Annotated in this window: 14 protein-coding genes; 4 read left to right on the top strand and 10 right to left on the bottom strand. The window is 72.5% G+C overall.

What is annotated here, in order from left to right:
• Positions 1-3: 3 nt before the first annotated feature.
• From MKK68_RS20460 to MKK68_RS20440, 5 genes are all read right to left on the bottom strand, one after another.
• The gene (locus MKK68_RS20460) at positions 4-207 is read right to left on the bottom strand and encodes a CsbD family protein (RefSeq protein ID WP_244032705.1); all 204 of its coding nucleotides are present in this window, start codon (positions 205-207) and stop codon (positions 4-6) included.
• Positions 208-324: 117 nt separating this feature from the next.
• Positions 325-1,245: a PhnA-like protein gene (locus tag MKK68_RS20455; protein WP_244032704.1), complete on the bottom strand. Its 921-nt coding sequence runs from the start codon at positions 1,243-1,245 to the stop codon at positions 325-327.
• Positions 1,246-1,350: 105 nt separating this feature from the next.
• Positions 1,351-1,854, bottom strand: a complete 504-nt coding sequence (locus MKK68_RS20450; RefSeq protein ID WP_244032703.1) for a CsbD family protein — start codon at positions 1,852-1,854, stop codon at positions 1,351-1,353.
• Positions 1,855-1,908: 54 nt separating this feature from the next.
• Positions 1,909-2,070, bottom strand: coding sequence for a CsbD family protein (locus MKK68_RS20445; protein ID WP_244032702.1), 162 nt, complete (start codon positions 2,068-2,070; stop codon positions 1,909-1,911).
• 94 nt (positions 2,071-2,164) lie between these two features.
• A complete protein-coding gene (locus MKK68_RS20440; protein WP_243946585.1) occupies positions 2,165-3,625 on the bottom strand; it encodes a helix-turn-helix transcriptional regulator in 1,461 nt (486 codons plus the stop codon).
• Between the two features lie 798 nt (positions 3,626-4,423).
• Here MKK68_RS20440 and MKK68_RS20435 point away from each other — a divergent pair.
• Both MKK68_RS20435 and MKK68_RS20430 read left to right on the top strand, forming a co-directional pair.
• On the top strand, positions 4,424-5,095 hold the full coding sequence (locus MKK68_RS20435; protein ID WP_187274894.1) for a sigma-70 family RNA polymerase sigma factor: 672 nt from the start codon (positions 4,424-4,426) through the stop codon (positions 5,093-5,095).
• A 434-nt stretch (positions 5,096-5,529) separates the two neighbouring features.
• Complete coding sequence (locus MKK68_RS20430) at positions 5,530-6,903, top strand: TAXI family TRAP transporter solute-binding subunit (RefSeq protein ID WP_244032700.1); 1,374 nt, start codon at positions 5,530-5,532, stop codon at positions 6,901-6,903.
• Between the two features lie 66 nt (positions 6,904-6,969).
• On the opposite strand, the gene MKK68_RS20425 is transcribed toward MKK68_RS20430, so the two are convergent.
• From MKK68_RS20425 to MKK68_RS20415, 3 genes are all read right to left on the bottom strand, one after another.
• Complete coding sequence (locus MKK68_RS20425; protein WP_243932855.1) at positions 6,970-7,344, bottom strand: hypothetical protein; 375 nt, start codon at positions 7,342-7,344, stop codon at positions 6,970-6,972.
• Positions 7,345-7,497: 153 nt separating this feature from the next.
• Complete coding sequence (locus tag MKK68_RS20420) at positions 7,498-8,124, bottom strand: alpha/beta hydrolase (protein WP_244032697.1); 627 nt, start codon at positions 8,122-8,124, stop codon at positions 7,498-7,500.
• Between the two features lie 66 nt (positions 8,125-8,190).
• The gene (locus MKK68_RS20415) at positions 8,191-9,120 is read right to left on the bottom strand and encodes a ring-cleaving dioxygenase (RefSeq protein ID WP_244032695.1); all 930 of its coding nucleotides are present in this window, start codon (positions 9,118-9,120) and stop codon (positions 8,191-8,193) included.
• Between the two features lie 250 nt (positions 9,121-9,370).
• Here MKK68_RS20415 and MKK68_RS20410 point away from each other — a divergent pair, with 250 nt between their 5' ends.
• Together MKK68_RS20410 and chrA are read left to right on the top strand one after the other, a co-directional pair.
• Positions 9,371-10,633 carry a hemolysin family protein gene (locus MKK68_RS20410; RefSeq protein WP_279593214.1) on the top strand — a complete coding sequence of 421 codons (1,263 nt, stop codon included), beginning with the start codon at positions 9,371-9,373 and terminating at the stop codon, positions 10,631-10,633.
• A 49-nt stretch (positions 10,634-10,682) separates the two neighbouring features.
• Positions 10,683-12,095, top strand: coding sequence for a chromate efflux transporter (gene chrA / locus MKK68_RS20405; RefSeq protein ID WP_409567283.1), 1,413 nt, complete (start codon positions 10,683-10,685; stop codon positions 12,093-12,095).
• A gap of 73 nt (positions 12,096-12,168) precedes the next feature.
• On the opposite strand, the gene MKK68_RS20400 is transcribed toward chrA, so the two are convergent.
• Positions 12,169-12,507 (bottom strand): GCG_CRPN prefix-to-repeats domain-containing protein, encoded by a 339-nt coding sequence (locus MKK68_RS20400; RefSeq protein ID WP_147843250.1) that lies wholly within the window; start codon positions 12,505-12,507, stop codon positions 12,169-12,171.
• A gap of 66 nt (positions 12,508-12,573) precedes the next feature.
• The gene (locus MKK68_RS20395) at positions 12,574-12,852 is read right to left on the bottom strand and encodes a GCG_CRPN prefix-to-repeats domain-containing protein (RefSeq protein WP_243932851.1); all 279 of its coding nucleotides are present in this window, start codon (positions 12,850-12,852) and stop codon (positions 12,574-12,576) included.
• Between the last annotated feature and the right edge of the window lie 74 nt (positions 12,853-12,926).

Genomic DNA, 12,926 nt, shown 5'->3' with positions numbered 1-12,926 from the left:
GGATCAGCGCTTGCCGCCGACCTTGTCGACCAGCGACGACACGCCGTCCTTGGCCTCGCCGACGGTGCGCTGGGCCTCGCCCTTGAGCTCCTGGGCCTTGCCTTCGACCATCAGGCCGTCGTTGCCGGTGACCTTGCCGGCGGCCTGCTTGATGTTGCCGGCGGCCTCGTTGGCGAAGCCCTTCAGCTTGTCGGTGGTGCTGCTCATGGGATGGCTCCTTGCGCGGGAAGAGACGGGTTCGGGGGGGCCGGCCGGTCGCATGGACCGGCCGGTCGTTCGCCGAGCGTCGGGCTGAGCCGAGCTCGAGTTCAGCCGGGACTCGGCTCAGGCGCGGCGTGCGTCGTAGCCGGCGACCAGGGTCGGCGGCTTCGGGGCGCCGAGGCGGCCGCCGAGGAAGCCGGCGAGCGCGCCGAGGATCAGCGCGAGGGCGCCGTAGAACGCGCCCTGCGTGGCCGCACTGCGGGTGGCCTCGGCTGCGGCGGACGCCTTCTGCTTGGCGTCGGCGAGCGCGGCGTCGTACTGCTTCTCGTAGTTCTGAATCTGCGTCTTGGCCTGGTCGACCGGGATGCCCTGGGCCTTGGCCAGCGCGTCGGCGGCGCGGTTCTCGGCCTGGGCCTTCTGGGCCGGGTCGCCGGACAGCAGGGCACGGACCGCCGAGGCGGCGGCATCGCGCAGGGCCTGCGGGTCCTGGCCGGCCGCCTGCTGGCGCACCGACTTCTCGATCCCGTCGAGCGGGTTCGAGATCTGCGCCAGCGACGGGGCCGCCGCCTGCGCCGCGGTCTTCACGGTGCCGCCGACGAGCGAGCCGGCGCCACCGAGCGTGCTGGTCACGCCCGAGAAGGCGCCGCCGACGAGGCCGCCTGCGGCCGAGGTGAGCAGGTACAGCACGACGAGGGTCGTCACCGCCCAGGCGACGAGGCCGTGCAGGCCGGCAGCCCCCGTGACGGGCTTGCCCGAGAGGCGCCCGGCGATGAGCCCGCCGGCGAGCGAGGCGACGATGCCGGAGCCGACGAACCAGAGGCCGGCGCCGAGCGACAGGGTCGAGGCGGTCGGGTTGTCGACCGCCGGGCCGCCGACGCTGGACAGGCCGACGCCGACGCCGAGCATGTTGAGGATGACCTGGGTCACCAGCGCCGTCGCGGCGCCGGCGAAGATCGCACCCCACGACACCTGGTTCAGCAGGACGGTTCGGACGTCGGCCGAGGCCGCGGCGGGAGGGGTCGCGAGGAGGGGGGAAGTAGACACGTACGGGTACTCCGGGTCGTCGGTCGTCCGAGAAGCTCGGTCGTTCGAGGGGTCGGTGGGTGGAGGCGGGATGAGCGGCCGCGCGAGCACGCGCGGCCGGGCCGATCAATCGCGGCCGTGGATCAGCAGGCCGAGGCCGTAGCCGAGGAGGCCGGCCACGAGCAGCGCGGCCATCGGGTGCTCGGCGATCCGGCCGGCGGCCTCGCGCCCGCCCTGGCGCAGGGACCGGGCGCCGGTCTCGTAGGCGTCCTCGGCCCGGTCGTAGGCGTTGCCGCCGGCGCTGCGGACGTAGCGCTCGCCGCGCTCGTAGCCGTCCTCTGCGGCGCCCTGCGCCCGGCGCGCGCGGTCCTCGACGTCGTCGGAGCCGACGAGGCTTCCGACCGCGTCGCGCACCCGGCCGCCGATGTCCCGGGCGGCGTCGGCGACGTGCTCGGCGGCGTCGCGCACGGTGTCCTTGGCCTGGCCGTAGAGGTTCTCGGCGGAGCCCTGCGCCTCGCGGGCGCGGCCCTCGACCGAGTCCCGCTTCGAGCCGGTGAGGTCGCCGACGGCGCCCTGCACCTTGCCGCCGAATTCCTTGGCGGCACCCGTGACCCGATCCGTATCAACCATGATGTCCGTGTCCTGAGTTAAAAACGTTGCAGGAGATGCGCAGTGTCGTCGATGCTACGTCTTGGGCCCGACGTTCGGTTTCACCGCATCACTCGGTAATTTCTGCTGAGCCTTGCCTTCAGTCTCGGCCTTTTCGTCGCCGATCAACTTGCCGATGGCTTCCTTGACCGAGCCCTTTATCTTTTCCGAAGCCTCGGATGACTTTTGTACGCTCATCGGTGTCTCCGCAGCGACCGAGACGAAGTTCGTTGCCTGAGATGGTCGGCCGATCCGGCGGGACAATGATGCAGACGTACCAGTCGGGCAGTCTTTATTTCTCGGTCGGCGACAGCGGGAACCCGTTGTCCCGCCCCCAGACGATGGCCTCCGTGCGCTTGTGGACGTTGAGCTTCCGGTAGAGCGACGCGGAATGGTTGCGCACCGTGTTCTTGGAGAGGTTGAGCCGCTTGGCGATCGCCTCGTCGCCCTGGCCCTGGCAGATCAGGTCGAGGATCTGGCGCTCCCGGACGGTGATGTTCGGGGCGATGCCGTCCTTGTGACCGGTCCCCGGTCGCCGGAGGTTGGCGAGCTTCTCGATCAGGCCGCGGCTGAACCAGGAGGTGTCGGCCATCACCGCCTCGACCGCCTCGAACATGTCCCGCTCGCTGCGCTTGCGGTCGGTGATGTCCTGCAGGACGAGCAGGGCGAAGACGGCGTCCCCGATCTCGACGCGCTCGGCCGAGGCGAGGCAATCGAGGTTCGTCCCGTCCTCGTGGCGCAGGCAGACCTCCAGACCGAGCACGAAGCCGGTGCGCAACAGGGCGGTCTCGAACTTGGACCGCGCCGCATCGTGGACCCACAGGCCGAACTCGGCGGGCGAGCGTCCCAGGACGGCGTCGGCGGCGTAGCCGAAGACGCGCGCGAAGGCGTCGTTCACGCCGGTGATCCCGAAGCCGTCGGCGCGCGCGAGCAGGGTCGGCACCGGCGTCAGCCGGAACGCCTTGGCGAAGCGCTCCTCGCTCTGGCGCAGCGCCGTCTCGGCCTTCTTGCGCAGCTCGAGGTCGGCGAAGGTGAACAGCATGCACGGCTCGTCGCCCAACTCCATCGGCTGGCCGGCGACGATGACGAACCGTGTGCCGCCGTCCGGCAGGTCGAGGCACGCCTCCATCTGCGGGATCGTGGCGCCGGCGTTGAGCCGGTTGACCGCCAGGTCGCGGTTGCGGGCGTTGGCCAGTACGTCGACCTCGTAGACGCTGCGACCGATCACGGCATCGCGGGTGTAGCCGGTCATCTCGAGGAAGCCGGTGTTGACCTTGACGTGACGCAGGTCGGACAGGCGGCAGATCACCGCCGGGGCCGGGTTGGCGTTGAAGGTGGTCTCGAAGCGGTCCTCGGCCTCGAACTGCTCCGAAACGTCCTTGAGGATCAGCGCGAGGCAGCTCGGCGTGCCCGCGTGGTCGGTCGCCACGAGGCTGCGCAGGGAATGGACGAAGTCGACACCGGGCCGGTCGGTGCGCTTCACGTCAACGATGACGTCGTGGAAGCGCTCTCCGGAAACGACCCGCTCCATCGGATACTGGTTCGGGGTGTGGTTGTTGCGGTAGCGCAGGGCGAAGCGCTCGCGGTAGATCTCCACCGTCTCGCCGAGCTCGCCGAGGGATTCGGCACCGTGCATGGCAAGCGCTGCCGCGTTGGCGTAGGCGATGGTCTGGTCGGGCTCGACCAGGATCACCCCTTCGCTGAGGCCGGCGACGATCTGCCGGAGCTCGTGCCTGTCGACGCCCGCAACCACCCTGCCCACCTTCTCGACCGCCAGAAAACCGAAGCGCGAAACAGCGACGTCCGCCCGCGGTTCCAGGATTTGTTTTCGGGCGAACTGGTACAGTCGGACGCCTGTGCTGGATGCGCGCCGCCAGCCGCCCCGCCTCATCCTTCGGGGCGTCGCCTGGACGACCGCCTCGACCGGTCGGCCGCGCCTCTCGTCCTTCTCGGCCATCTTCGCGTCTTCGCCCGGCCGCACGAAGATCTGCCCGGGATCGATCAGGCCGGGATCGCGGATCTGGCTCCGGTTGGCGTCGTCGATCACCGCGTACCGGTCGCCCGCGCCGCAGGTGCGCCGGCCGATCTTCCACAGGCCGTCGCCGCGACCTGATCGAGCCGGACCGTGCAGGCCCCCGGCTCGACGCCGCGCCCCCGTGCCGATCCCGACAAGCAGGCCGATGAGCGAAAGCAAGGCCGCGTCCCTGCACCGCGGTCCTCGTCGCCGGCCGGCAACGTCAGAACGCAACGAACAGGAGCGGCATGCAAACCGATCGGCAGGCCGCACCATGCCCCGTGGGCGCCGTCGTCGGCGCTCGGCTGTCCCGGCGAACGCGTGCGCCAGGGGCATCGGCGTCGGCGTCGCCCGCGGTCCGAGCGATGCCCGGGACGACGTCGCGATGCCGGGGTTCCGCGGCCGGGCTCGGCGTGAACTGGTATAGCCGGATCATTGACGTGAACGTGATCGATCATCCAGAACCCGGGGCACGAGCCGGACCGTAGAGGGGCAGGCAAAGCGACTTCCTCTACGAACAAAGGACGCCCCCTCCTCATGCACATCAGTACTGCGTCCGAAGAACTCTCGCCGAACGAGGGGTTGCCCCGTCATGTCCAGGACATGATCGGCCGGCGACTGGACGAGCTCTTCCCAGCGGTCGCCGACGCCGACCCCGAGACGAGGCTCGGCCAGGTCCTGCTTCGGCTCAGGGCCGCCCTGCTGGACGCCCAGGCGGAACGGCAGGTCTCGAAGGCGTTCAGCGACAGCCTGATCGCGGCGGTGCCGCGCCTGCGCCGCTTCGCGATGATGCGCACCCGGAGCGCGGCCGAGGCCGACGACCTGGTCCAGGCGACGCTGCTGAAGGCGTGGGAGCACCGCTCCCGCTTCCAGGCCGGCACGAACCTCGTCGCCTGGCTGTTCACGATCCTGCGCAATGCGCACATCAACCAGGGCAAGCGCTACCGGCGCGAGGTCCGCGACGTCGACGGCGCCTTCGCCGCGGCGCTGACGTCGCCGGCCGAGCAGGAGCATCGGATCGGGCTGATCGAGCTGCAGACCGCCCTGGCCGAGCTCCCCGTCGAGCAGCGCGAGACCCTGCTCCTCGTGGTGCTGGAGGGCCTGCCCTACGAGGAAGCGGCCCTCGTCCTCGGGTGCCAGCCGGGCACGGTGAAGAGCCGGGTCAGCCGGGCGCGCGAGCGCCTTTCGCAGATCCTGGGCATCGCGTGAGGGATGCGGCGGCCGAGGGAGCGCGCGAGCCGACGGCCCCGTTCGATCCGACAGCCGCCTCCACGCAGGACCGGGCGGGCGTCGACGGCGACCTCGCGCAAAGTGCGCCCGCGTTGCGAGAAGCCTTCTGAAAGCGGTCGCCCTCGTCTACGGCGGCGCCGCGTTCGGGTTCGGGTTCGGGTTCGGGTTCGGCACGGCGTGCGATCCGTCAGGCCCCCCGGCAAGCAGGCATCGTGACCGTCGGAAGCTCGCGGGTCCGCCGCGAGCCCCGACGCCGCTTCACGTTTTCTCGATCTGACCACATCGTCCGTTCCGCGGCGGAGCCGATGCCGCCCCCGGTCGTTCAGGCGATCGGGGCATTCTCCGTTTCCCGTGGATCGATCGCGACGATGCCGAAGGCTCCGCCATGGCTGCTCACGCGCGGCACGCTCGCCGTGTCGGCCATCGCCGTCCTCCTCGCGGCCGCCGCGCTCGCGATCTACCTCGCCCAGGCGACCACGCTGGTCATCGCGGTCGCCCCGCGGGACGGCACCGAGCCCGGGCTGATCAAGGCCTATGCCGACGCCCTCGACGCCGGCGGCGAGAACGTCCGCCTCAAGATCATCCCGTTCGACGACGTCCGCGAGAGCGCTGCGGCGCTCCAGGACGGGCGCGCCGACCTTGCCGTGGTCCGGCCCGACGTCGACCTGCCGACCAACGGCCTGACCCTCGCGATCCTGCGGGACCAAGCCATGATCATCGTCTCGCCGGAGGCGGCCGGGATCGACGACTTCCCCAAGCTCGGCGGCAGGCGCCTCGGCATCGCCGCGCACAAGGACGCCGACTTCTCCCTGCTGAAGAGCCTCCTCGGCTATTACGGCCTCACCCTGGAGACCGAGGTCGCCGGGGCGAAGGTCCCGGCCCATTCCGTCCTGCTCGTCCCGGTCGAGGCGACCGAGGTCGGCACGGCCGTCCAGGCCAGGAAGGTCGACGCGGTCGTCAGCATCATCGCCCCGTCGGCGCCGAAGGCCTTGGCCCTCGTCGAGGCGGTGAAGGCCGTCAGCAAGGGCGGCAAGGTCAACTTCGTCGGCGTGTCCGACGACGCCGCCCTCATCGAGCGCTTCCCGCGCCTGCAGGCCGTCACGGTCCCCGGGGGATTGTTCGGCGGCAAGCCCAAGCTGCCGGGCGACGACGTCAAGACGGTCGGCGCCTCGTACCGGCTGATGGCCCGAGCCTCCCTGAGCCGGGTGGTCGCGGCCGACGTGACCCAGCACCTGTTCGAGCTGCGCACCGCCGCCGCCAAGACCAGCGACGCGGCCGAGTACGTGCTGGCGCCGGCCTACGACACGACGGTCGCGGCCACGAGCGCGCGAATCCCGATCCATCCCGGCGCGATCGACTATTACGAGCGCGAGCAGCACAGCTTCGTCGACCGCTACGGCGACACCCTCTACCTGCTGGCGGCCCTGGCCGGCGGCCTGTTCTCGGCCGTGGCCTGGCTCCGCCAGCGGTTGGCCGGCCTGCGCCGCGAACGGATCGACGAGGTGACCGATCGGCTGCTGGCGATCATCGACGAGGCCCCGACGCTGCGCGACCCGGCCGCCATCGAGGCCCTGAACAGCGAGATCGACCGGCTCGCGACGGACGTGGTCCGCTACGCCCGCGAGCGCGCGCCGGAGATGCGGACCATGGCCGCCGTCGGCATCGCCATCGAGACCGCGAAGGCGACCGTGGCCGATGCCCGCAACGCGGTGTCCGGAGGCGACGCCCCCGGCAGCAAGCCGCCCTTCAAGCCGAGGCTTCACCTGGCGGGCGGCGGCGAGGGCTGACGGCGATTCGCGCCTGCCGAGGATGCCTGAAAGGATGTCGGCGAGACCCCGGCTTCGGCGGCGACGTCACGTCCTCGCGGTCACCGGCTGGCCGGCCGAGCCGAAGCCGCGCTTCGCGCCGGCGCGGTTGACGACGCCGAACCGCAGCACCGCCTGCTCCAGGTAGTCGATCGCCGCCACCAGGTGATCGCGGGCCGCCTCGATCGCCTCGGCCCCGTCCTCCGGCCGGGTGTCGGCGAGCTTCACCGCGGCGATCAGCACGCGGTCGCGCTCGTCCTCGATCCGCCGGTCGCGCTCGACCGAGCCGCGGATCTCGGCATCGAAGGCATCGACCACCGACCACGGGAGGGCGTCCGCGCCGACAGGGCCGACGAACTTCTCGGCGTGGCGCCGGGCGGCGGCGGTGGCCCGTCGCAGGCTGGAGGCGAGCTCGGCGTCCATGGGGTTGTTCCGATCCTTGTACGCTGCACCGACGGTTTCAGCGCGCGCGCGTTCCCTCCCTACACCCCGACGCGCCGTCATGCAGGCGCCGCCCCGAGGCGGAGCCTGACGACGGGATGGCCCTGGGCGGGCGCAACGCGCCCGGCCCGAGCGTCAGGGCAGGGGCGCCTCGCGCGTCATCCAGGCCTCGATCCGGGTGACGTCGGCCTGCGACAGGCCGTGGCCGCCCGGGAGGACCGCGTGCTCGACGCGGGCGCCGGCCGCGGCGAGCAGCGCGGCCAGCCCTGCCGCGTTGTCGCCCGGGACGATCGGGTCGGCCGCGCCCGAGAGCATCAGCACCGGCCGGCCCGAGAGGTCCGCCGGCGCGGGGTCGGACAGCGGCATCATCGCCCGGAGCAGCACGGCGCCCGCCAGCGCCTCGGGGTGCAGCAGCAGTATCGCGGCGGCGATGTTGGCGCCGTTCGAGAAGCCGAGCGCCAACGGCGCCGGAAGCCCGTAGCGCGCCCGCGCCGCGGCGACGAACCCCGCGAGGTCGGCCGCCCGGCGCCGCACGTCCGCAGCATCGAACACGCCCTCGGACAGCCGGCGGAAGAAGCGCGGCATGCCGTTCTCGAGGACCGGCCCGCGCGGCGACAGCAGGGCCGCGCCGGGAGCGACCATGCGACCGAGGGGCAGCAGGTCGGTCTCGTCGCCGCCGGTGCCGTGCAGGAGGAGGAGGGGCCGGACGGGGGCGCGGCCCGGCTCGAAGCGGTGGACGAAGCCGAGATCGGGGTTGGGCATGTTCGGGCTCCCAAAGCGTGGGGCAGGACGATCCCGCCCCGCATTCGCGCGGGGCGGGACGACGGATCAGGCGAGGTCGGGCAGCGCGGCCGCGATCCGCGCCCGGTGCGGCTCGAGGCCGGCGGGCAGCTTCAGGGCGCTGCCCAGGGTGGCGAGCGGCTCGTCGACGGTGAAGCCCGGCACGTCGGTCGCGATCTCGAACAGCACGCCGCCGGGCTCGCGGAAATACACCGAGCGGAAGTACTGTCGGTCGCGCTGCTCGGTCACGGCGAGGCGGTGGTGGGTCGCGAGCCGGTCCACCGTCGCCGCCTGGGCCGCGTCGTCGGCCGCCCGGAAGGCGATGTGGTGCACCGATCCGGCCCCCGGCCGCCCGCTCGAACGGTCGGCCGCCGTGGCGAGCGTCACGAACCCGCCGGCCGCCGCGCTGCCGGCGTAGCGGATCGATGCGCCGTCGCGTGCGGCCTCGCGGAACCCGAGGCCGTCGGTGAGGATCGCGGCCGTCGGGCCGGCCTCGGCCAGGAGCAGCGTGACGCCGTGAAGGCCGCGCAACGCGTGCTCGGCCGGCACGTCGCCGCCGTCCCGGGTCGGCGCCGGGCCGGCCTCCTCGACGCCCACCAGGGCCAGCCGCATCCCGTCGGGATCGCGGAAGCGCAGGGTCGGCTCGCCGAACGCGCTCGACGGCGCCTGGTGGTCGACATTCATCGCGACGAAGCGATGGATCCACCAGCCGATCGAGGCCCGCGGCACCCGGAAGGCGGTCTCCTGCGTCTCGCCGACCCCGACGCGGCCGGCGGCCGCATGCGCGATCGGGAAGAAGGTCAGCAGCGTGCCGGGCTGCCCGGCCTCGTCGCCGTAATAGAGATGGTAGGTGCCCGGGTCGTCGAAGTTGACGGTCGTCTTGACGAGCCGCAGCCCGAGCACGCGGGTGTAGAAGTCGCGGTTGCGTGCCGCCGGGCCGGAAAAGGCGGTGACGTGGTGGAGGCCGATCTCGGACATGAGGCTTCTCCTGCCTGGCGCCCCTGGGCGCTGATGGATCTCACTTGAGGATTGCGCCGTCCGATTGAAATCGAAACGGTGGAAACGCATCGTTTCTGATTTTACATCGAACGGTCCGCCCGCCTTCCGCGACCTTCGGCGTGGCCGGGCGACGCTCCGGCTGCTATGGCGGGGCGTTCGACACGCGGGGAGACGGCGAATTTCCGACGATGCATGGGCGACCGCGCTGGGGCTGCTCGCGGTCCTCGTCCTGGTGCTGGCCAACGGGTTCTTCGTGGCGGCGGAGTTCGCCCTGGTCTCGGTACGCCGGAGCCGCGTCGCCGAGCTCGTCTCCGAGCGGCGCGCGAACGCGACGGCGCTGCAGCGGGCGACCGACCGCCTCGATGCGCATCTCGCCGCGACGCAGCTCGGCATCACCCTGTCGTCGCTGGCGCTCGGCTGGGTCGGCGAGCCGGCGCTCGCCCACCTGATCGCGCCGGCGGTCGACGGGCTGCCGCTGTCGCTCGGGCCGGTGGCCGCCCACTCCATCGCGGTGGCGATCGCCTTCGCCCTGATCACGTCGCTGCACATCGTGCTCGGCGAGCTCGCGCCCAAGAGCCTCGCCCTCCAGCGCAGCGAGCGCACCGCGCTCGCGGTGGTCCGCCCCCTGGCCCTGTTCCTGTTCGTGTTCCGGCCGGCGATCCTGTTCCTCAACGGGCTCGGCAACGGCGTGCTGCGGCTGTTCGGCCTCCAGCCGGGCCACGGCGAGGGCTCGCTGCACTCGACCGCCGAGCTCAACCTGCTGATCCAGGCGAGCCAGGAGGCCGGCCTGATCCGCGAGGTCCAGCAGGAGGCGGTGGAGCGGATCTTCGCCATCGGCGAGCGCCGGGTCAGCGACATCATGACCCCGCGCCACGAGGTCGAGTGGGTCGACGCCGACGCGGAGCAGGAGGCGATCCTCAAGGCCATGCGCGCCTGCGGGCACGCCCAGGTGGTGGTCAGCCGGGGCCAGGTCGACGAGCTCGTCGGCGTGGTCCGCAAGCAGGACCTTCTCGATCAGGTGCTCGACGGGCGGGCGATCGACATCGCCTCCGCGACGCAGGCGCCGATCGTCGTCCACGAGAGCATGACGATCCTGGCGGTGCTGGAGACCTTCCAGAGCCAGCCGATGCGCATGGCCGTGGTCGTGGACGAGTACGGCACCCTGGAGGGCATCGTCACCCAGACGGACCTGCTCGAGGCGATCGCCGGCGACATCCCGGAGCCCGGCGAGGAGCCCGACGTGGTCGAGCGGGCCGACGGCTCGCTCCTGATCGACGGGATGATCCCGGCCCGCCAGGCGTTCGAGCGGCTCGGGCTCGCCGAGCCGCCGGATTCCGACGACTTCACGACGCTGGCCGGCTACGTGATCTACCAGCTCGGCCGCATCCCCGCGGCGGGCGACGCCTTCGAGGCCGGCGGCTGGCGCTTCGAGGTCATCGACATGGACGGGCGCCGGATCGACAAGGTGCTGGCCTCCCGCGCCACCGCGTAGCACACCGGACGCCCCGGCCGAGGCGGCGGGGTGGGAGGCGAACCCCGACATGGCCGACGGCCCCGAGATCCCGATGCCCGGCCGCGCCGCGCCGCCCCGCACGGCCCCGCCGGCGGTCGGCCTCGCCGAGGCCGTCCCCGTCTGGGGCCGCATCGCCGCGCTCTCCTTCGGCGGCCCGGCCGGGCAGATCGCGGTGATGCACCGCATCCTGGTCAAGGAGCGGCGCTGGATCTCCGAGGACCGCTTCCTGCACGCGCTGAACTTCTGCACGCTGCTTCCGGGGCCGGAGGCGCAGCAGCTCGCGACCTATATCGGCTGGCTGATGCACGGCACGCGCGGCGGGCTGGTCGCGGGCGGCCTGTTCGTGCTGCCGGGCCTCGTCGCGATCATGGCGCTGAGCTGGGTCTACGCGCTGTCGGGCAACGTCGGCGTCGTCGCCGGCCTGTTCTTCGGGTTGAAGGCGGCGGTGCTGGCCATCGTCGCCGAAGCGGTGCTCCGCATCGGCCGGCGCGCCCTGAGGAGCGCACCGATGGTCGCGCTGGCGGCGGCCTCGTTCGTCGCGCTGTTCCTGTTCGACCTGCCGTTCCCGCTGATCGTCCTGGCCGCGGGCCTCGCCGGCTATCTCGGGGGCCGGGCCGGCCTGCCGCAGTTCCGGGTCGGCGGCGGCCACGGAGCGGCCGGCAGGACGGATGCCGGACCGTACCTCATCGGCGACGCGGCGCTGCCGCAGGAGCGGGACGCCCCCGCGCGCACGCTCCTGACGGCGGTTGTCTGGGCCGCCCTCTGGCTGGCGCCGGTCGCGGCGATCGTCGCCGTCCTCGGGCCCGACAACGTGTTCGGGCAAATCGCCCTGTTCTTCTCGAAGATGGCGATGGTGACCTTCGGCGGCGCCTACGCGGTGCTGGCCTACGTCGCCCAGCAGGCGGTCGGGCAGTTCGGCTGGCTCCGGCCGGGCGAGATGCTCGACGGGCTCGGCATGGCCGAGACGACGCCGGGGCCGCTGATCATGGTCACGCAGTTCGTCGGCTTCCTCGCCGCGTTCCGCAATCCGGGCAGCCTGCCGCCGCTGCTCGCCGGCACGCTCGGGGGCCTGCTCACCACCTGGGTCACCTTCGCGCCGTGCTTCCTCTGGATCTTCGTCGGCGCGCCCTACGTCGAGCGCCTGCGCGGCGACCGGGCGCTGGCCGGCGCGCTCTCGGCGATCACGGCGGCGGTGGTCGGGGTGATCCTGAACCTCGCGGTCTGGTTCGCGCTGCACACGCTGTTCGCCCGCCTCGAACCCGTCGCCCTCGGGCCGATCCGCCTCGAGCTTCCGGTGCTCGCGAGCCTGAATCCGTGGGCGCTCGTCCTCGCCGTCGCGGCGCTCGCCGCCGTGTTCCGGCTCAAGGCCGGCGTGATCCCGACGCTGGCGGCCTGCGCGGCGGCCGGCATCCTCCTGCACCTCGCCGGCCTGGTCGGATAGGCTGCGCGCGCGTCGTCGGGAACCGCGCCGCTGCGAAGGCGGCGACGCGGCTCAGGTTCACGTGCACCGGCGATCACCAGCGATGATGCCAGCCGCCGTGGTGGCCGCCCCATCCGCGATGGCCGCCCCATCCGCGGTGCCAGCCGCCCCAGCCGACGTGACGGTGGCCGCCCCAGCGATGCCAGCGCGGGCCGTAGGCGAAGCGCCGGTAGCCGTAGAAGGCGGGGCGATGCACGAAGCGACGGTAGACGAACGGCCGGTAGCCGAAGTTCGGGCGGCAATAGCCGTAGAACCCGCGGTGGAATCCGGGGCCGCAGCCGTCGCGGGCCTCGGCGACGCCGGCGCTCGCGCCGACGAGGCCGAGGGCGACGATCCCCGCCGCGACCGGGGTGGTGATGAACGATGCCTTCATGGGATCCTCCTGTGACGGGTGAGGGCCGGCGGCACGCCGCCGGCATCGGTCGTTCGTGACGGGTCGTCAGAAGCGGTTCGGCCGGCAGCGTCGGCCGGCCGGGCCGATGTGGAAGCCCGGCGGGCACGAGCGGCCGCGGACGTAGCCGCCGGCCTGCCCGCCGGGTCGGCAGCCGCCGTAGGGTCCGCGATGGCCGAAGGGGCCGCAGCCGCCGTAGACTTGGACGATGGTCGCGTCCGGGCCGGCGAGCCCGGCGAGGGGAAGCGCCGAGGCCGGGGCGGCCGCGGCCAGGGTGCCGGCCAAGCTGCCGGCGAGGATGCAGGCGCCGAGACGTCGTCTCACCATTCGAGTCTCCTGGACATGGAAGGCGCGGCCCGTCCGGCCGCACCGGGATCTTCCGGGTTCGAACCCCGGAAACG

The organism is Methylobacterium sp. E-016, from assembly GCF_022829745.1.
In the GTDB taxonomy this organism is placed as follows: domain Bacteria; phylum Pseudomonadota; class Alphaproteobacteria; order Rhizobiales; family Beijerinckiaceae; genus Methylobacterium.
Note: the sequence above shows the minus strand (reverse complement) of the source record. Positions and strands in the feature narration are given on the sequence as shown.

Coding starts and splice junctions, on each gene's coding strand:
- MKK68_RS20460 (WP_244032705.1), bottom strand. CDS start 207: ATGAGCAGCACCACCGACAAGCTGAAGGGCTTCGCCAACGAGGCCGCC.
- MKK68_RS20450 (WP_244032703.1), bottom strand. CDS start 1,854: ATGGTTGATACGGATCGGGTCACGGGTGCCGCCAAGGAATTCGGCGGC.
- MKK68_RS20445 (WP_244032702.1), bottom strand. CDS start 2,070: ATGAGCGTACAAAAGTCATCCGAGGCTTCGGAAAAGATAAAGGGCTCG.
- MKK68_RS20435 (WP_187274894.1), top strand. CDS start 4,424: ATGCACATCAGTACTGCGTCCGAAGAACTCTCGCCGAACGAGGGGTTG.
- MKK68_RS20425 (WP_243932855.1), bottom strand. CDS start 7,344: ATGGACGCCGAGCTCGCCTCCAGCCTGCGACGGGCCACCGCCGCCGCC.
- MKK68_RS20420 (WP_244032697.1), bottom strand. CDS start 8,124: ATGCCCAACCCCGATCTCGGCTTCGTCCACCGCTTCGAGCCGGGCCGC.
- MKK68_RS20415 (WP_244032695.1), bottom strand. CDS start 9,120: ATGTCCGAGATCGGCCTCCACCACGTCACCGCCTTTTCCGGCCCGGCG.
- chrA (WP_409567283.1), top strand. CDS start 10,683: ATGGCCGACGGCCCCGAGATCCCGATGCCCGGCCGCGCCGCGCCGCCC.
- MKK68_RS20400 (WP_147843250.1), bottom strand. CDS start 12,507: ATGAAGGCATCGTTCATCACCACCCCGGTCGCGGCGGGGATCGTCGCC.
- MKK68_RS20395 (WP_243932851.1), bottom strand. CDS start 12,852: ATGGTGAGACGACGTCTCGGCGCCTGCATCCTCGCCGGCAGCTTGGCC.